At 41.7% G+C, this 17,266-nt stretch carries 21 protein-coding genes; 7 read left to right on the top strand and 14 right to left on the bottom strand.

What is annotated here, in order from left to right:
- Positions 1–262: 262 nt before the first annotated feature.
- Positions 263–742: a thioredoxin-dependent thiol peroxidase gene (gene bcp / locus METTI_RS03420; protein ID WP_023844423.1), complete on the top strand. Its 480-nt coding sequence runs from the start codon at positions 263–265 to the stop codon at positions 740–742.
- Positions 743–760: 18 nt separating this feature from the next.
- Here the strand turns inward: bcp and METTI_RS15925 are convergent, their stop codons facing one another.
- The 14 genes from METTI_RS15925 to METTI_RS16275 form a co-directional block, all read right to left on the bottom strand.
- Complete coding sequence (locus METTI_RS15925) at positions 761–937, bottom strand: hypothetical protein (protein ID WP_023844424.1); 177 nt, start codon at positions 935–937, stop codon at positions 761–763.
- Between the two features lie 20 nt (positions 938–957).
- Positions 958–1,575: a V-type ATP synthase subunit D gene (locus METTI_RS03430; protein WP_023844425.1), complete on the bottom strand. Its 618-nt coding sequence runs from the start codon at positions 1,573–1,575 to the stop codon at positions 958–960.
- A 17-nt stretch (positions 1,576–1,592) separates the two neighbouring features.
- The gene (locus METTI_RS03435; RefSeq protein ID WP_023844426.1) at positions 1,593–2,972 is read right to left on the bottom strand and encodes an ATP synthase subunit B; all 1,380 of its coding nucleotides are present in this window, start codon (positions 2,970–2,972) and stop codon (positions 1,593–1,595) included.
- Position 2,973: 1 nt separating this feature from the next.
- Positions 2,974–4,710: an ATP synthase subunit A gene (locus METTI_RS03440; protein ID WP_048135113.1), complete on the bottom strand. Its 1,737-nt coding sequence runs from the start codon at positions 4,708–4,710 to the stop codon at positions 2,974–2,976.
- The gene (locus METTI_RS03445) at positions 4,701–5,000 is read right to left on the bottom strand and encodes a V-type ATP synthase subunit F (protein WP_023844428.1); all 300 of its coding nucleotides are present in this window, start codon (positions 4,998–5,000) and stop codon (positions 4,701–4,703) included. The genes METTI_RS03440 and METTI_RS03445 overlap by 10 nt, the downstream gene beginning before the upstream one ends.
- Positions 5,000–6,076, bottom strand: coding sequence for a V-type ATP synthase subunit C (locus METTI_RS03450; protein WP_023844429.1), 1,077 nt, complete (start codon positions 6,074–6,076; stop codon positions 5,000–5,002). Before METTI_RS03450 ends, METTI_RS03445 begins: the two co-directional genes overlap by 1 nt.
- Before the next feature lie 7 nt (positions 6,077–6,083).
- Positions 6,084–6,635 carry a V-type ATP synthase subunit E gene (locus METTI_RS03455; protein WP_023844430.1) on the bottom strand — a complete coding sequence of 184 codons (552 nt, stop codon included), beginning with the start codon at positions 6,633–6,635 and terminating at the stop codon, positions 6,084–6,086.
- A 46-nt stretch (positions 6,636–6,681) separates the two neighbouring features.
- Positions 6,682–6,915 (bottom strand): F0F1-type ATP synthase subunit c/vacuolar-type H+-ATPase subunit K, encoded by a 234-nt coding sequence (locus METTI_RS03460; RefSeq protein WP_023844431.1) that lies wholly within the window; start codon positions 6,913–6,915, stop codon positions 6,682–6,684.
- Between the two features lie 4 nt (positions 6,916–6,919).
- A complete protein-coding gene (locus METTI_RS03465) occupies positions 6,920–8,875 on the bottom strand; it encodes a V-type ATP synthase subunit I (RefSeq protein ID WP_023844432.1) in 1,956 nt (651 codons plus the stop codon).
- A complete protein-coding gene (gene ahaH, locus METTI_RS03470) occupies positions 8,868–9,176 on the bottom strand; it encodes an ATP synthase archaeal subunit H (protein WP_394296223.1) in 309 nt (102 codons plus the stop codon). The genes METTI_RS03465 and ahaH overlap by 8 nt, the downstream gene beginning before the upstream one ends.
- 236 nt (positions 9,177–9,412) lie before the next feature.
- The gene (locus tag METTI_RS03475) at positions 9,413–10,603 is read right to left on the bottom strand and encodes a radical SAM protein (RefSeq protein ID WP_023844434.1); all 1,191 of its coding nucleotides are present in this window, start codon (positions 10,601–10,603) and stop codon (positions 9,413–9,415) included.
- Between the two features lie 26 nt (positions 10,604–10,629).
- Positions 10,630–11,499: a polyprenyl synthetase family protein gene (locus tag METTI_RS03480; RefSeq protein WP_023844435.1), complete on the bottom strand. Its 870-nt coding sequence runs from the start codon at positions 11,497–11,499 to the stop codon at positions 10,630–10,632.
- A 12-nt stretch (positions 11,500–11,511) separates the two neighbouring features.
- Positions 11,512–11,892 (bottom strand): cytochrome c maturation protein CcmE domain-containing protein, encoded by a 381-nt coding sequence (locus METTI_RS03485; RefSeq protein ID WP_023844436.1) that lies wholly within the window; start codon positions 11,890–11,892, stop codon positions 11,512–11,514.
- 33 nt (positions 11,893–11,925) lie between these two features.
- Positions 11,926–12,042 carry a CcmD family protein gene (locus METTI_RS16275; RefSeq protein WP_084324039.1) on the bottom strand — a complete coding sequence of 39 codons (117 nt, stop codon included), beginning with the start codon at positions 12,040–12,042 and terminating at the stop codon, positions 11,926–11,928.
- Positions 12,043–12,240: 198 nt separating this feature from the next.
- On the opposite strand from METTI_RS16275, the gene ahbD reads away from it, so the two are divergent.
- The 6 genes from ahbD (at position 12,241) to hemB (ending at position 17,265) form a co-directional block, all read left to right on the top strand.
- Positions 12,241–13,287 (top strand): heme b synthase, encoded by a 1,047-nt coding sequence (gene ahbD, locus METTI_RS03490; RefSeq protein ID WP_023844437.1) that lies wholly within the window; start codon positions 12,241–12,243, stop codon positions 13,285–13,287.
- A gap of 5 nt (positions 13,288–13,292) precedes the next feature.
- Positions 13,293–13,748, top strand: coding sequence for a siroheme decarboxylase subunit alpha (gene ahbA, locus METTI_RS03495; RefSeq protein ID WP_023844438.1), 456 nt, complete (start codon positions 13,293–13,295; stop codon positions 13,746–13,748).
- Positions 13,749–13,760: 12 nt separating this feature from the next.
- Positions 13,761–14,231, top strand: coding sequence for a siroheme decarboxylase subunit beta (gene ahbB, locus METTI_RS03500; protein WP_023844439.1), 471 nt, complete (start codon positions 13,761–13,763; stop codon positions 14,229–14,231).
- A gap of 62 nt (positions 14,232–14,293) precedes the next feature.
- Positions 14,294–14,968 (top strand): precorrin-2 dehydrogenase/sirohydrochlorin ferrochelatase family protein, encoded by a 675-nt coding sequence (locus tag METTI_RS03505; RefSeq protein WP_023844440.1) that lies wholly within the window; start codon positions 14,294–14,296, stop codon positions 14,966–14,968.
- Between the two features lie 51 nt (positions 14,969–15,019).
- Complete coding sequence (hemA, locus tag METTI_RS03510) at positions 15,020–16,312, top strand: glutamyl-tRNA reductase (RefSeq protein WP_023844441.1); 1,293 nt, start codon at positions 15,020–15,022, stop codon at positions 16,310–16,312.
- Positions 16,291–17,265: a porphobilinogen synthase gene (gene hemB / locus METTI_RS03515; protein WP_023844442.1), complete on the top strand. Its 975-nt coding sequence runs from the start codon at positions 16,291–16,293 to the stop codon at positions 17,263–17,265. Before hemA ends, hemB begins: the two co-directional genes overlap by 22 nt.
- Position 17,266 lies beyond the last annotated feature (1 nt).

Consider the following 17,266-nt stretch of genomic DNA (forward strand, 5'->3'; position numbering starts at 1 on the left):
CCAGTTTAATAGATCTGTTATTTAGTTTATTGCCATAAGCTGTATTCGGATATAGCTTCCCAATATAGAATATTGGGTTCTATTTACATAACATAGCTCAGATATATATAGAACAATTACTTACTAATTTGCGGGTTGGTCTGACATATACTTACAACTCTGCCCCGATAAGAAACCAACCCAAAATCTCTTTTACGGAATGATATACAGACCACAATTTCTTGCTTAAACTCTTTAAATGAAAACGTACATAGAATAAAGCATGAGTAAGAATTCACTTACAGAAGGTCAGAAAGCTCCTGATTTTTGTCTCCCGGACCAAAATGAGAATAATGTATGTCTCAAGGATTTTGATGGAAAATGGATTGTTCTTTACTTCTATCCAAAAGATAATACATCGGGATGCACAAGAGAAGCACAGGATTTTACATCCCTGAAAGGTGACTTTGAATCTGAAAATGCAGTGGTTCTTGGAGTAAGTAAAGACAGTGTTAAATCCCACGTCAAATTCATCGAAAAGAAAGAACTTGGAATTACTCTTCTTTCAGATGAGGAAACGACAATTCACCAGAAATACGATGTCTGGAGAACAAAGAAGAACTATGGGAAAGAATATCTTGGAACCGTTAGGTCTACATTCCTTATCGATACTGAAGGGAATATTGTAAAAATATGGGACAATGTCAGGACTAACGGACATGCCGAAAAGGTGCTTGAAACCCTTAAATCACTGAAAAAATAATGCAGCTTTAGCAGACAATCATATGAAATCAAGATATTGTGATATTTCACTGAATATCAAAATGTAACCAAGTGCCAGCATAAAAAGCGAGATAAACCATGCCCATCTGAGAATTCTACCAAGGTTCTCAGGTTGCATCATTTTTAGAAAAAAACGATCGACCACATTTGGCCGATCTTCTGGAACATCATTCATAAAAAAAGGTTATCAAAGGATTATCCTTTGATCCTCTTGAGTCTGAAGGTGTTTTCCCTCTCCATCTCTTCGAGACGGAGCCTAATGAAGACCATTGCTTCCTGTAGTTCAGGTATAACCTTGAACTCGAGAGCATTGACACGCCTTTTTGTCTTCTCGATATCATCAAGAAGCTTTTTCATGGTTGTCTCTATCTCTGCTGCAAGGATGATCTTTTCTACAAGATGCTCATAAGCATCTGCTGCCTCATCAGTATATGAACTGGTACCCAGAATACCATAACCTCTTTCGTTTATGGACTTCTTTACGCTGGATGACTCGATCTTTGGAACGACTACACCCATGATGTTACGGCTTTCCAGTTCAATTTCAGGCTTGCTCTGAAGTGCAAAAGCTGTGGATTTGACGGTAATTGTACCGTCAACAGCATTTGCAATACCGATCTTACGGGAAGCTTCTTCATAGGCGGCATCCAGCTCAGATCTGACATCCTTAGCCTTGCTGAGAATCTCAAAGAATTCAAGGATAAGACCGTCTCTCTTCATTTTAAGCAGCTTGTGACCACTCTGTGAGAGCTTGATCTTTTTCTTGATCTCAATAAGTTCTGATCGAGTTGGTTTTACATCTTTCACGCCCATGTTGGATCACCTTTCAGTTAGTTGCTCTTGTGAGCAGGGTGGTACTTCTCGATATACTTGTTATCGATCCTGGTAAGCAGAGCTTCAGGAAGCTCAGAGAGAATATCCCAGCCAACCTGAAGAGTGTCTTCAATTGACCTGTCTTCATCTCTTGCCTGACGTACAAACCTGTCTTCGAAGAGGTCAGCGAACTCAAGGATCTTCTGATCTCTTTCAGACAATGCCTCTTTACCAACAATGGCTACAAGACCTCTGAGGTCACGACCTTCTGCATAACCAGCGTACATCTGGTCAGATACAGCTTTGTGGTCGTCTCTGGTCTTTCCTTCACCAATACCTGAGTTCATCAGACGTGACAGTGACGGAAGAACATTGATTGGTGGATATATGCCCTTCATGTGAAGTTCTCTGGAAACCACAATCTGACCTTCTGTGATATATCCTGACAGGTCAGGAATCGGGTGAGTGATATCGTCACCAGGCATGGTAAGGATTGAGAACTGAGTTACTGAACCCTTCAATCCCTTAATAACTCCTGCACGCTCATAGAGTGATGCAAGGTCAGTGTACATGTAACCTGGGTAACCACGTCTACCTGGTACTTCTTCACGGGCTGCACCCATCTGACGAAGAGCTTCACAGTAGTTTGTGATGTCAGTAAGAATAACAAGTACGTGCATGTCATGTTCGTATGCAAGGTACTCTGCAGCGGTAAGAGCCATCCTTGGTGTGATGATACGTTCTACAGCAGGGTCGTCTGCAAGGTTAAGGAAAACCACAGCTCTTTCAAGAGCACCGGTCTTCTCGAAGTCCTCCATGAAGTACTGGGCTTCTTCGTTTGTGATACCCATTGCAGCAAATACTACTGCAAAAGGCTCATCAGAACCTGGAACCTTTGCCTGACGTGCAATCTGAAGTGCGATCTCATTGTGTGGAAGACCTGAACCTGAGAAGATAGGAAGCTTCTGTCCACGAACGAGAGTGTTTGTTCCGTCAATTGTAGAGATACCTGTCTGGATAAAGTCTTCTGGTGGCATCCTTGAATACGGGTTCATTGATGCACCGTTTACATCTACTCTGTCTTCAGGAACAATACGTGGTCCACCATCGAGCGGTTCACCTGCACCGGACAGAATACGACCTAGCATGTCTTTTGATACAGGGAGCTTGATTGTCTCACCGGAGAACACTACACCAGACTCTTCGTTGAGTCCGCCTGTACCTTCGAATACCTGAACTGCTACAACATCAGTTGAGGTGTCAAGAACCTGACCTCTTTTTGTTGTACCGTCTGGAAGGTTGATGTGAACAAGTTCACCGTAACCTACTGGTTCGGTCTTCTCGAGGAAGATCAGTGGTCCAGCGATTTCTGTGATTGTCTTATATTCCTTGGTCATCTTAGTTGCCTCCAAGTGCTGCAAATTCCTTGTCCATCTTTTCCATGACAACATTCAATGCACTATCAAAGTCCTCTTCAAACTTCACCTTTGCAAGTTCATCCTTGGACTCTACGGATAGGATATCCTTCATTGGTATGCCTGCTTCCAATGATGCCTGTGCCATATCACTGTACTTGGAGATTGCTTTGAGTAATTTGTACTGCTTGTCAAATGGACAGTATGTGTCAACAGGGTGGAACGCGTTCTGCTGAAGGAAGTATTCCCTGAGCATACGGCAGATTTCAAGAACCAATTGCTGGTCTTCCGGAAGTGCATCGGAACCAACAAGCTGTACAATTTCCTGAAGTTCGGATTCCTGCTGGAGAAGATCCATTGCATTGTCCCTGAGAGGTACCCAATCAGGTGCAACATTCTCTGAGAACCAGTCAGAAAGACCCTGAGTGTATAAACTGTAACTTGTAAGCCAGTCAATGGATGGGAAGTGTCTCCTCTGTGCAAGTTTTGCATCCAGTGCCCAGAACACTTTCACGATACGAAGGGTGTTCTGTGTAACTGGCTCTGAGAAGTCACCACCAGGTGGTGATACTGCACCAATAACTGTAATTGAACCTTCTTCTGCTGCAAGTGACTTTACTGCACCTGCACGCTCATAGAACTCTGAGAGCCTTGCAGAAAGGTATGCTGGATAACCTTCTTCACCAGGCATTTCTTCAAGCCTTGAGGAAATTTCCCTCATTGCTTCTGCCCATCTGGATGAAGAGTCAGCCATAAGTGATACATCATATCCCATGTCACGGTAGTATTCTGCAATTGTGATACCTGTGTAAACAGATGCTTCACGAGCAGCTACTGGCATGTTTGATGTGTTTGCGATAAGAACTGTACGTTCCATGAGTGGACGACCGGTCTTTGGATCCTGAAGTTCTGGGAACTCGTTCAGTACATCAGCCATCTCGTTTCCACGTTCTCCACATCCAATGTATACTACAATGTCAGTGTCACTCCACTTTGCAAGCTGCTGCTGAGTAACAGTCTTTCCTGAACCGAATGGACCAGGGATAGCTGCTGTACCGCCCTTTGCAACAGGGAAGAGACCGTCAAGGATTCTCTGGCCTGTAATAAGAGGTCTTTTTGGAATGAACTTCTTCTCTACTGGACGTGGCATTCTTACAGGCCACTTCTGCATCATGGAAATCTCGGTACCATCTGTGAGCACACAAATTGTTTCATCTACCTTGAATTTTCCTGATTTGATTTCTTCAATTGTACCGGAAATTGTTGGTGGCACCATAATCTTGTGCTCAACATTCTCTGTTTCCTGTACAATACCAATTGTCTGACCACCAGTTACGGAGTCACCACTTGATGCAGTTGGCTTGAACTCCCATACTCTTTCACGGTCAAGACCGTTTGCAGTTACACCTCTGCTAATGAAGTCTCCCATCTTTTCCTGGAGAACTTTCAGAGGTCTCTGAATACCATCATAAATACTTTCTAATAAACCAGGTCCGAGCTCTACAGACAGAGACATTCCAGTGTTCACTACAGGTTCACCTGGTTTGATACCAGATGTATCCTCATATACCTGAACTGTGGCTTTGTCACCTTCAATTCTGATAACTTCGCCCATAAGACCTTCGTGACCAACGTGTACCACATCGTACATCTTTGGCTTGATACCCATAATCGTAACGACAGGTCCGGCCACACGATAAATTTCACCTTTCATTTCCACAGATCTACACCTACCGATTGCTTTATTTTTTCCCTTAAGTTCGAACTTTCACCACTACCACCGAGAGTCACAACAGTTGGCTCAACAGATTCGCTGATAGTGTTTCTCAACATCTCCGGTAGTCCATTCAGATCATCACCGTGCATTACCAGAATGCCGACTTCTCGATCCTCAAGTATTTTCTCTACAGTAGGCTCAAGTTCGCCATTATTAACTTCAAATATCTTTTTGATACCAGCAAGCCTGAAACCTGTTACAAACTCGCCATTTCCGACCACAGCTAATTCCATCAGATCACCAACTGTTCTTTGATAACATCATCTTCGAGGTTGGCAGCTTTACCACGAATGATTATCCGCAAGTTGCTTATCTCATTCTGTTTACTTAGCATGTAATCCATGATTGGTACAATTGAGATCGGATAAACATGTGAAAAGCTTGCTGCAGATTTAAGCCTGTGTTGTTTCAATCGGGTTTCGACATCAATTAATGAATCCATATCCGGTTTTACAACATCTGAGATAACATCCCAGTAAGGATTGTTCTCTAACTCAGATACAAAGTCTGCAAAGGATAAAGGCATCAGTCTTTCAGTTTCTTTAAGTTTGCACTTTAATCCACCATCAATCATTAAATTCATTACTTCAGGATCAGTAATTCCTGATTTCTTCAAACGGAAGAGAGTAATAAGATTTTTCAGATCAATGCCCATTCGAGTAAATTCCTCGAACAGCTTGCGATCTTTGGATTTTGAACCACTTATTGCTTCAAACAAACCGATATAGTACATCTTATCAAGCTGATTCTCAATCTCGGAAAGATTCGTACCATCATAATTCTTTAAAATTGGGTAATATTCCGTATTTGCAAGCTCAGAAATGACTTCCTCGTAAGTCTCTTTTGCTGCAAGGTCCGAAAGGAAAGTATAACTCATCCTTCCTGCTGCAACAATCGCATCAAGGATCTCTTCTGTAGATGCATTACAATATTTACCACGCAGAATCGTTTTAATATTCCAGATATCAAACTTCTTGAGTTTTTCGCCGATAAGGAAGTTCACATCACCATCTGAAATGCTAAGTAATTTTGTAAAGGTCTCTGCGAGATTCCTGTTAAGGGCATGCTCAATAAGGTCTACACCTTCATACTGCCTTGCCAGTTCGTCTACATCCTCTTTATACTCAGATTCCTCAATAAATCTGGTAATTTCATCAATGCTCATATTCATGAGCCTAGGATAGGACTCCTTTGGCAGAAGCTTACTTTTCATTGCACGTACGCGTGCTGTGGTATATGCATAATTTGCATGACCCTTTGACTGGGATTTTTTGGAATTACCACGCTTAAATTTCTGCAACAGCTGCATTTAGAAATCACCCGAATAAGATATCAGATGTCTGTTTCAACAACCGCTCATTCACGCTTTTAAGGATGACATCGTAGGTATAATCCAATCTGATAGTACCATCTTCATTCTCGATAACAACGCCACCAAGGCAATCAATATTACCAGCGTATTCGAGGGAAGATATCTTTTTTACGATCTCCTCAGATTCGGCATTGGAATAAATCTTTTTGCCGTTTGCCTCATTTTCACTAATGAGAGCTTTAAGGAGTTCTTCATTTTTCTCTGAAGAAAACTCAGATATGGTTTCTACAGCCTGGACATATACTTTTTCGAGTATTTCCTTGCGTGCATTGAGCAGTGTGCGCTTCACTTCAAGATTTGCACTGGATATTTCTTGCTGCCTTATTTTTTTAATATCATCTTCTGCCTTTGCAAGACGCTCACCCATAATCCTTTTAGCATTCTGTTTTGCTTCATCAAGAATCAGAGCTACTTCTGCATCTGCTTCAGAATCCAATTTGGAAACTTCTGCCTGAGCAGCATCCATGATATCTTTAACAACAGTTTCTAGTCCCATGCTCAACACCTTTGTAAAATTTAAGAGCGAGAAATGCGCTCTTAAATTATCTGATCAACAGTGCAACTACCAGACCAAAGATTACAATTGTTTCTGGAATAACAGTCAGAATCAAACCTTTACCGAAAAGACTCTCGTTCTCAGCCATTGCACCAATTGCTGCACTACCGATGTCTTTCTCTGCAAGAGCGGATGCAATACCTGTAAGACCTACTGCGAGTCCTGCTCCAATTGCTTTCAATCCTGATGCGTCCATTGTTGTTACTGCTTCTGTTACCATTTTCTTATTCCTCCGTGTATTTTCTAATATATCCGAATGGATCGTATTTGCGTCCCCCACCTTCGTAGAATTTTCCGAAGAATTCTACATACTGCAACCTGAGTGCGTGTAAACCGGGGGCGATAATACTCAGGACAGTATTTAATGAGTGTCCAAACAAGAACACTATAATTGCACCTATTGTTGCCACACCTACTGGCGTTCCTGGTTCCCAGATCATTTCAAAAGCAATCAGGTTAACAGTTGAAGCAATGTAGATAGATGACAAACCTACAGCTATGATACGAGTGTAAGACAGTGAGTTACTGAGTAGTGAAGGCAACTCGATAGGTCCTTTGATACCTTCTCCCTTGAGAAGCATTACAAATCCTATTAAGAAGACAACTACACCGGCGATTGTTGCAACGGATGGAAGTGCTGCTGCATATCCAATTATTGCGATAATCAAACCGATTTCAATAACGAACCAGCTTCCTTTCTCAAAAATAGCTGCTGACATCCCATGTTTCTTGTTTTCATTGATGAAACCAAGGAGATAACCAATATTGATATGAATGAAACCGATAAGAGCGGTTGCAATGATCATGGTCATCACAAGATGGGTCCTGTGAACAGGGAAAGTGATCATTTCATCCCCGACTGGAGATGCAAAGAGATTGATTGTTTCAAAACCAGGAATCAAACCTGATACTGTTTCATGCTCAGTGTGAAGACTTGCAAGCGAAAATCCCAAAAACTCACCATATAACACACCAAATATCAAAGTCGATATCTGACAGTATATCAGAATGTTCATGAGTGGCTTGATAGCGTCTGAAGACATTACCTTCTTAATTCCAAGTGCCATTGCAAGCAATATAAGGGCATATCCAATGTCACCAAGAATCATTCCGTAAAAGAGCGGGAAAGAAATGAATATCAAGAAAGTAGGATCTATTTCTTTATAGACTGGTCTTGCATAAAGATCCATGATTTCCTGGAAAGGAGAAGTGATCTTTGAATTGTTGTACTCGATTGGTACAATCTTTTCATCTGCTTTTGTCATTTCCTGTTTGGAAACGAAAGCCCTTCCATTTGTAGCTTCTTTCACAATGCGTTCCAGATCTGAGAAATCCTCTGCTGGAACCCACCCGTCAATCATGAATGTACTGTCTGAAGTAGCAACTCTCAGAGGTGCTTCTGACTTCTGAGCTTCCACTGACAGAACTTCATTACTTGCAAGGATGAAATCAGCGTACTTATCTTTAAGTGACTCGATTTCTGCATCAATAGACTCAATCTGTTTCGCTAATCCAGATTCCTTTGAGATGATACCTTTAAGAGACTCAGAAGGTACTCCGCTTGCAGCTGGGACTCTAAGTTCCCTAAAGCCTGAATCGGCAAGAGCATCGGCCACCTCAGTAGCTTTGTCTTTTGAGACAAACACCACGACAGTGCCTTCTTTTGCATCAAAGAACATCTCATATGCAGAGGTGACTTTGGAAACTGAACTTCCAACATCTTCCTTTACATTACCTGCAAATACAGCAAGGTGCTCGTATCCACGGTAAAGGTCAAGGTCAAGAGAAATGTTAGCAAAAGGAAGTAATTCCTTCTTTAAAGAATCAAGCTCTTTAAGTTCTGCTTCAAGCTTGCTTTTTTGCTCAGTTTTAACGTCAAGTTCAGCATCGAGTTTATCAAGAGTTGCATCAAGGTTAGAAAGAACAGAACTCTCGGAACCTTTACTTTTAGATTCAACATCCTTTACGCCAAGTAAACTGGCTATGGATCTTATCTTGATAAGTTTCTTTGACACTTCATCTATTTTTTCAAATGGCCTACCAATACGTAGACCGGAACCATCTTCATTGAAATCTTCGATCTGGAGCAGATTAGCTTTGTGCAGAGCATCGACCGTTTCTTCAAAAATACTTTTATGGCCAACAATTACGGCACGATTCATCTGCTTTACATCAAGCATGTATTGCCCTCTCGAATTCGTTTACAATTAAAGTGACAGCTTCATCGACTTTAGAAGAAGCAGAGCTTGCGATAGTTTTAGCCTCGCTTTCCCCATCCTCGACGATCTTTGATTTATCTGAAGTGATAGACTCTTCTGCAGATTTCATTGCACTTTGTGCAGATTTCTGTGCATCGACTTCGGCCTGTTTAATGATTTCCCTGGCCTCGGCACGTGCACTGGCGATACGGTCGTTTTTTCGTTTGCTACCGTCGTCAACCATTTTGCGTGCATTGTCTTCTGCTTCTTTGATTTCCGACAAGATTTTTTCTTTGGCCATGCTAATCCTCATGTGATGAATTGCTTATTATCCCGAATAAATCAACATCTCCTATTGCTAGCTCACATATAAAGTATTCGGTTTTCCAGACACCAGCGAACTACCAATATTCATGATTTATCATGATATTGGAAGATTTTATTAGAGACATAATACTATAAATTAGTCCTATTGATTGCGATAATTGTAGTATTATAATGAATGATAATTATACTAAATCAATGCATAGATTTATCTAGCCTTACCGGAAGCTGAGTTCCTTCCGATATAGTATGAACATATTTGCTACGGAATTCAGGGTTGCGCATCATACAGTAGTCCGCAGAACAATTATACGCTTCATGTTTACCCATTCTTTCCCATATAGCAGCAAGGCTTTCCTCGCGAATATTTCCAAATGACAGAGGAGTATAGGCACATGGAAGAACATCCCCACCTGCGGTTGTATGCATCCACCTTCTACCGGCAAAACAACCGAACTCATCAGGACCCATAAAATTCGGGAAGGAAGTAACTCTTGGACCATCCTCTTTACTATTCATTGATTTCTGAAATTTTCCAAGTCTGTCAACGTCTTTGGAACTTATTACCTCATCCTCGTGTTCTAACCAGCGTCCTACAGCTATAATCTCGTAAATTGACATTTCCTGCATGCCCATGTCTGCTGCAAAATTGTAGAAACCATCGAGATCATCAATATTGTGTGGAGAAATGACTACAAAAAGATCTGCAAGCACACCTGCATCGACAAAATGCCTGATACCATTAACAGTATTCTGGAAAGCTCCTTCACGACCTCTTACACGATCATGTTCAGTTTCATCAGGACTATCCAAACTTAAATGTGCAGAAAACAGACCTGCTTTTTTCAAATCAACGGCTCTTTTTTCATCCAGACTGAAACCTGATGTGAAACAGGAAACTATTGCACGGGACTTGTCCACCTTAGCAATCATTTGCTCAAGATCCTTCCTAAGGAGAGTTTCCCCTCCATCAAAAGCAATATAATAGGATCCAAGATCAAGTGACTGGTCAATAGCACTGTTGATTTCATCAGCAGTCAGGATCGGATCTGCCACAGTACCGGCTGCACCACAGTGAATACAGTCATAAGGACAATGCGTGGTAATACCAATAGAAAACTGATCCGGCACTCTCTTCTTTAATATAGAAGCTACCTGGGCACTGATCATCCTCTTGAAAATATCACCTGGCATTGGTGGAGCCCATGTCGAGAAAATTATGTTTTCCTCATCGGAATATATGGGCTTTTCTTCAAGAAAGATCTTGTTGATGCGTTTTATAATAGGTTTTGCAACAGGAGCGAGAGGACCTTCTGTATCAAGAACCACTCGTCCATTTTCAGTGCTGGCATTTACTTTAATTACTGATTTATCATAAACCCTCATGAAGTCACCTGATAATTGAATAAAAATTAAAGGACATCTGCAGGAAGCATGTCCACCGTAATAAGGTCAGTTATTAACTCCAGTTTATCCCTCGCCTCAGACAGAGGGAACGAAGCAAGTATATCTTTTGCATTTTTTACGCAAGTACGAACCTGATTCACAGTTTTCTCCACTGCTCCATCATGATCCATGGTCCTTCTATAAATAAGTGGTAACGTAACAGATTCGTAAGTAGAACTCTTATCTTCAAGCTCATTAAGATACTCAAGAAGATCATCAACTATCTGGTATGCATTACCTACATTTTCACCAAATAAGCGTAACTGTCTGGCAGTGTCAGAATCCGCATTTGCAACATATGCACCAATAGCAGCGCTTGCAGCAAAAAGAGAACCAGTCTTTTTGCTAATACACTCATAATAGTTTTTCTCTCTGAATTCATCATCAACGCTTGAAATATCAATGGTTTCGCCCTCGGCCATATACATTCCAGCCCTGCCAAATTCATTTACTGCATCGTTACCATAACCCGAAATAAGAGAGATTGCCTTGGAGATTAGGAAATCACCACAAAGTATCGCTGCCGGAATTCCATATTTTTTATGTGCCGACTCAACACCACGGCGTACAAGGCCTCCATCAAGTACGTCATCATGAATAAGAGACGCAGAATGAATGAATTCTATTGCAAGTGCCGCCTTGACACCTTCCGTAGAATTTCCCCCGCACATCTCAGTACATAATATAAGCATAACAGGACGAATATTCTTTCCACCGGAACTGCATATGTGCAGAAGCATCTTTTTCATCTGGGAACTATCATCCATAGAATTGACCATATCATCCTTGGCCATCTTGATTAATTGATATTCATCCAGATCTTCTATTTGTATCATAACCACGCCTGCTTATTCTGAGTATTTAGAAGGACAGCTCATAACTATCTGACTTGCTTCAACCATAGTTGGAGAGAGCATTTTTCCACTTATGCTAACACTTTGTCCTTCAACAAGGTTGGCCGGAAGAGAACCAGTATATTCCACATTAATCTCGTAAGAGGAATCTTCCAAATCCTGAAGTGCAAAAGAAGTGCCATCCGTAGATATATCAAGAGTGCCATTTTTGATCATACCCATTGTGTTGACATCATGCCCTACATACTTCTCAGAGTTAAGGGAAAGATCAGAGACCATATAATATCCCTGTGAAAGGTCAACATTCCAGAGACCTACAAAACCAACAACAGCAATGAAAACAACTGCAAGTATCGTTTTTTGTGTTTTATCCATAGGAAGCACCTCTACAATGATATATAATCAGGATTACTTTTCCATCCTGCTATATTGGCGCACCAGTTTTCTGCGGGAACTTATAATGTGTACAACATATACAAGTAATGTAATCCAGGTAATTGCAAATGCAATATCTAACGCGCCTATAAAGAATCACCTCTATATCAGCCTATTTGTTTGTCATGAGCATTAAGACAAACCCTTCTATCAATAATCAGACACAAATGAACCAATGTATACATTATTGATTTGCCCTGATAATCAAGTATTAATATGGGTGTGCAGTAGTATAGTTCCATCCTATATATAGGTAAACATACGAACAAAAAATCTTCATGATCAATTATGGCAAAACCTCCAAGACTTATCGCCTGGGAAACAACAGCAGGATGCAACCTTTCATGCAAACATTGCAGAGGATCATCCACTGAGAAAAAACCAGAAGGTGAACTTACAACTGAAGAAGCACTCCATTTCATAGATGAAATTAAGGAAATGGGAAACCCCATACTCATACTTAGTGGCGGAGAGCCTCTTGTAAGAGATGACATTTTCGAGATTGCAAAGTATGCCACTGAAAAAGGCCTGCGTGTTGCAATGGCAACAAACGGCACACTTGTCACACCTGAAATGGCAGATAAAATAAAAAGTGTCGGCATACAGAGAGTCAGCATCAGCCTTGATGGTTCAAGTTCTAAAACCCACGATGACTTCCGTTGCATGCCAGGGGCATTTGATGGTGCAATAACAGGAATAGAGAATTTGAAAGATGCAGGAATAGGTTTCCAGATAAATCCAACTATCACAAAACGCACCATTGATGAAATTCCGGAAATACTGGAAATGGCAAAGGAACTTGGTGCTGATGCACTTCACATTTTCCTGCTGGTACCAACAGGCAGGGGCAAGGAACTTGAAAATGATGAAATCCCGCCTGTGGAATATGAAAGGATACTAAACTGGTTCTACGACAGGCAGAAGGATGCAGGCATTCAGCTTAAAGCAACATGTGCACCACATTATTTCAGGATAATGCGCCAGCGCGCAGAAAAGGAAGGCATCGAGATAAGTGTCAAGACCCACGGTTACGAAGCAATGACAAAAGGATGTCTCGGAGGAACAGGTTTTTGCTTCGTATCAAGCACAGGAGATGTTTTCCCCTGCGGATACCTGCCCGCACTTGCAGGAAACATAAAAGAGCAGAGTTTTAAGGATATCTGGGAGAACTCAAAAGTATTCAACGACCTGCGTGATGTTTCAAAACTTAAGGGAAAATGCGGAATATGCGAATATAATACAGTATGTGGAGGATGCCGTGCCCGGGCTTACGCTGCCACTGGGGACTACCTGGAGGAAGAACCCTACTGCATATATGTACCTAAAAAACAGTGATTTTAATGATATTTCTTGATGATACCGATAAAAAGATACTCAACACTATCCAGTTTGGATTTCCTCTTGAAACAGAGCCCTACAAAAAACTGGGAGATGAGCTGGGCATCAGTGAAAATGAAATAATTGAGAGGCTTGACAGACTGCACGATGAAGGTGCAGTCAGGAAGATAGGACCTATAATTAACCGCAGAGGAGTCGGAGGAACCAGCACACTTGTTGCTGCCAGTGTTCCTGAAGAGAAAGTTGATGAAGTTGCTGAATACATCAACGAGTATCACGAAGTATCCCACAACTACCACAGGCCTGAGAAATTCAATATATGGTTCACAATTTCTGCAGCTAACAGGGAAAGAATAGACACTATATTAGAAGAGCTCCATGAAAAAACCGGAGTGGAGTTTGTTGACCTTCCGACAAAAAAACTGTTCAAGATCGGAGTCAGGTTCAACATAAAGTGATGGGTGACAATTATGGCAGAAAATCTGGATGACATTGATGAAAAAATAATAAAAATGACACAGAACGGCATCCCACTTAAAAAATCACCCTTTGCAGATATTGCCAGTAAACTTGGCATCAGCGAGCAGGAAGTAATAGACCGACTGAAAAAAATGCAGGAAAAAGATATTATCCGAAGGTTCGGAGCATCCATAGGACATAGGGATATTGGAATTGTTGCAAACGCAATGTGTGTCTGGAATGTACCTGATGAGAGAACAGAGGAAGTTGGTACAATTATGGCAGGATTCTCCGAAGTCACACACTGCTATGAAAGGCCACGTGCTCCGGGATGGGACTATAACCTGTTTGCAATGGTCCACTCATATACAAAGGAAGACTGCGAGGAAGTTGCTGCAAGGATCTCAGAGGCAACAGGCATCAAAGATTACAAACTTCTTTATAGTGACAGGGAATTCAAGAAAACTGGAGTTCGGTTGTAATCGCAATCTTTAACTAATTTTACCGGGAAAAGCAGAAGGCAATCATTTCCGGAGATGGAGATATGAAAGACAAGAACCACTTCCTGCCACTGCTGATAGATATGAGCGACAAGAAAGTCGTAATATTCGGAAGTGGATCTGTCGGGGAAAGAAAAGCTAACCTGTTCTCAGAATATGCAAAAGTTACGGTAGTCAGCCGAAGTTTTTACGATATTTTTTATGAGCTTGAAGACAAATACAGCATCCAGCTAATCAAAGCAGATGCAAGAAAGCTCACAGATGATGAGATCAATGATGTTATCAGAGATGCATTTCTTGTTATACCTGCCACCAATGACAGAAGCATAAATGAAAGAATTGTTAAGCTGTCCAAATCCTTTGGGATACTGACAAACGAAGTTGATGCCATTGGTGACGTTACCGTACCTGCTGTGATCAAACGTGGCGGGCTTACCATAAGCATTTCCACAGCAGGCTCAAGCCCCGCTTTTTCAAGATTTACACGCAGGCAGGTAGAGAAAATCATTACTCCTGAATTTGGTGATATGATAAAGATACAGGATGAAATGAGAACGTATCTTAAAAGTGAAGTACCTGACCAAAGAGACAGGAAAGATATATTGTGGGACATACTTGAGAGCGAAGAAGTGTGGAAAGGGCTTGAAGAATCATATGAAAAAGGGTTTAATACAGCACAGGGTATAGTAAGGAAGAAAATAAGCGAGAAAGTCAGATGAACATGTACTACAGACACCGCTATTTGAATTATTGTAAAACACGAGGTAACCATGACTGAAATAACCAGTATGGTGATAACTCATTCCAAAGCAACCGTGGAAGAGATCGAGGAAGCATGGGAAGGGGACATAGAAAAAATGCTCAAGGACCTGCACTCCCTTGATCTGGTTTGCGAGTGTGCCGTACTTAAAACCTGCAACCGCGTGGAAATATATGTTGTTTCGCCAAAGGGCAGTACTGTCCTGTTCCAGTTTGCCAAGAAAATGGGACTTTCCTCTAATATTATAGACTTTTTTGAACATGAAGAATCTATCATGCACCTGCTAAGGCTTGCATGTGGTCTTGAATCCATGATAATCGGTGAAGACCAGATCCTTGGCCAGATTAAAGACCTGTATCTTGTTGCCAAGAAACTTGGAACAACTGGTAAAATGCTGGATACTGCATTCAGTAAAGCAATTCAGGTAGGAAAACGTGTAAGGACCGAGACTGAAATTAACCGCGGTGCACTTTCAATTGCATCAGCATCAGTTGACCTTGCAGAAGACACAGTTGGCGACCTCCAGAACAAAATGGTACTTGTCATTGGAACCGGTGAAATGGGAACACTTGTCACAAGGGCACTTTCCCACAGGGAAATCGAGCTGATGTATATTGCCAACCGTACATACGAAACTGCAAAGGACCTTGCTGATGAGATGGGAGGACACGCAGTACACTTTGATCAGATCGATGAGAACCTCAGTAGAGCTGATGTTGTTATCAGTGCAACCGGTGCACCCCATTACGTCCTGAAGTACGAGCAGATAGAAAAAGCAATGAATTTCAGAGAAAAGGAACTGCTTTTAATTGATATTGCGAATCCCAGAGATATTGACCCTTCAATAGACGATATCCCCCATGTGACTCTCTATAATATAGATAACCTCAGAGTAATAAATGAGAAGAATCTGGAACTTAGAATGGAAGAGGCTAAAAAGGCCCAGGCAATAATTGATGAGGAATTTGAACTTCTAATAAAGCAGTACAAGAGACAGAGAGCAGACACCCTTGTATCGGAGTTGTATGCACAGTCATACAAGCTTCGGGTTAATGAAAAAGACAAAGCTATCACAAAGCTTGGTGCATACCATACAATTGGTGACACTGAAAAACAAATCATCGAAGACCTGACACATTCCATCATCAATAAAATGCTGGCAGAGCCTACCAAAGTTATCAGGTATGCAGCAGAGATCGGTGACGACGAATTGCTGGAATCTGTTGCCAGAGTATTTATCGCTAATAGATCTAACATTAAAGAAAGAAGTGAGCTGTTAAAATGTTCCCCGAGCACAGAATGAGAAGGCTGAGAAGCGGCAAAATAAAAGATCTGGTACGTGAAACTTCTTTGTCAGTTAATGACCTGATTTATCCGGTTTTTGTCAACGAAACAATAAACGAGCCGGAAGAAGTATCATCCATGCCAGGCGTGTTCAACCTGCCTGTGGATATGGTTGCAGACGATGCAAAAGAAGCTGCTGATCTCGGGATACCTGCCATGATTCTCTTCGGTATACCGGAACACAAGGATGAGAAAGGAAGCAGTGCATGGGGAGATGAAGATGTTGTACAGCAGGCAATACGCGAGATCAAGAATGAACTCGGGAAAGATATGCTTGTGATTACCGATGTCTGCCTCTGCGAGTACACCAGCCACGGACACTGCGGAATGGTTGATTTTGATACTGAGGAAATCATGAACGACCCAACTCTTCCACTGCTTGGAAAGACAGCAGTCAGCCACGTAAAAGCCGGAGCGGACATGGTTGCACCATCAGGAATGATGGACGGCATGATATCTGCAATTCGCAGTGAGCTTGACAATAACAATTTCCACAACACACCAATTATGTCCTATGCTGCAAAATATTCTTCAGCATTCTACGGCCCATTCAGGGATGCAGCGGGATCAGGATGTTGTTTCGGAGACAGGTCTACACACCAGATGGACCCGGCAAACTCCGACGAGGCACTTATGGAAACTGCACTTGATATCGAAGAAGGTGCAGATATAATAATGGTCAAGCCGGCACTTCCATATCTTGATATTATATACCGCCTCAAGACTGAATTCCAGATGCCAACGGCAGCATACAATGTCAGCGGCGAATACTCAATGCTTAAGGCAGCAGCACAGAATGGATGGCTTGATGAGAAACAGGTGATGCATGAATCACTGATGTCCATCAAACGTGCAGGTGCTGATATGATAATTACCTATTTTGCCAAGGAAATGGCACAGATGTTAAAATGAT

The sequence above is a fragment of the Methanolobus tindarius DSM 2278 genome, assembly GCF_000504205.1.
In the GTDB taxonomy this organism is placed as follows: domain Archaea; phylum Halobacteriota; class Methanosarcinia; order Methanosarcinales; family Methanosarcinaceae; genus Methanolobus; species Methanolobus tindarius.

Excerpts from the sequence above, each read along its gene's own strand:
- METTI_RS03435 (WP_023844426.1), bottom strand. The coding sequence starts at position 2,972 with ATGACCAAGGAATATAAGACAATCACAGAAATCGCTGGACCACTGATC.
- METTI_RS03445 (WP_023844428.1), bottom strand. The coding sequence starts at position 5,000 with ATGGAATTAGCTGTGGTCGGAAATGGCGAGTTTGTAACAGGTTTCAGG.
- ahbB (WP_023844439.1), top strand. The coding sequence starts at position 13,761 with ATGGCAGAAAATCTGGATGACATTGATGAAAAAATAATAAAAATGACA.
- METTI_RS03475 (WP_023844434.1), bottom strand. The coding sequence starts at position 10,603 with ATGAGGGTTTATGATAAATCAGTAATTAAAGTAAATGCCAGCACTGAA.
- ahbA (WP_023844438.1), top strand. The coding sequence starts at position 13,293 with ATGATATTTCTTGATGATACCGATAAAAAGATACTCAACACTATCCAG.
- METTI_RS03480 (WP_023844435.1), bottom strand. The coding sequence starts at position 11,499 with ATGATACAAATAGAAGATCTGGATGAATATCAATTAATCAAGATGGCC.
- bcp (WP_023844423.1), top strand. The coding sequence starts at position 263 with ATGAGTAAGAATTCACTTACAGAAGGTCAGAAAGCTCCTGATTTTTGT.
- hemA (WP_023844441.1), top strand. The coding sequence starts at position 15,020 with ATGACTGAAATAACCAGTATGGTGATAACTCATTCCAAAGCAACCGTG.
- METTI_RS03485 (WP_023844436.1), bottom strand. The coding sequence starts at position 11,892 with ATGGATAAAACACAAAAAACGATACTTGCAGTTGTTTTCATTGCTGTT.
- METTI_RS03460 (WP_023844431.1), bottom strand. The coding sequence starts at position 6,915 with ATGGTAACAGAAGCAGTAACAACAATGGACGCATCAGGATTGAAAGCA.
- METTI_RS03430 (WP_023844425.1), bottom strand. The coding sequence starts at position 1,575 with ATGGGCGTGAAAGATGTAAAACCAACTCGATCAGAACTTATTGAGATC.
- METTI_RS15925 (WP_023844424.1), bottom strand. The coding sequence starts at position 937 with ATGAATGATGTTCCAGAAGATCGGCCAAATGTGGTCGATCGTTTTTTT.
- METTI_RS03450 (WP_023844429.1), bottom strand. The coding sequence starts at position 6,076 with ATGCAGCTGTTGCAGAAATTTAAGCGTGGTAATTCCAAAAAATCCCAG.
- METTI_RS03465 (WP_023844432.1), bottom strand. The coding sequence starts at position 8,875 with ATGCTTGATGTAAAGCAGATGAATCGTGCCGTAATTGTTGGCCATAAA.
- METTI_RS03455 (WP_023844430.1), bottom strand. The coding sequence starts at position 6,635 with ATGGGACTAGAAACTGTTGTTAAAGATATCATGGATGCTGCTCAGGCA.
- ahbD (WP_023844437.1), top strand. The coding sequence starts at position 12,241 with ATGGCAAAACCTCCAAGACTTATCGCCTGGGAAACAACAGCAGGATGC.
- hemB (WP_023844442.1), top strand. The coding sequence starts at position 16,291 with ATGTTCCCCGAGCACAGAATGAGAAGGCTGAGAAGCGGCAAAATAAAA.
- METTI_RS03505 (WP_023844440.1), top strand. The coding sequence starts at position 14,294 with ATGAAAGACAAGAACCACTTCCTGCCACTGCTGATAGATATGAGCGAC.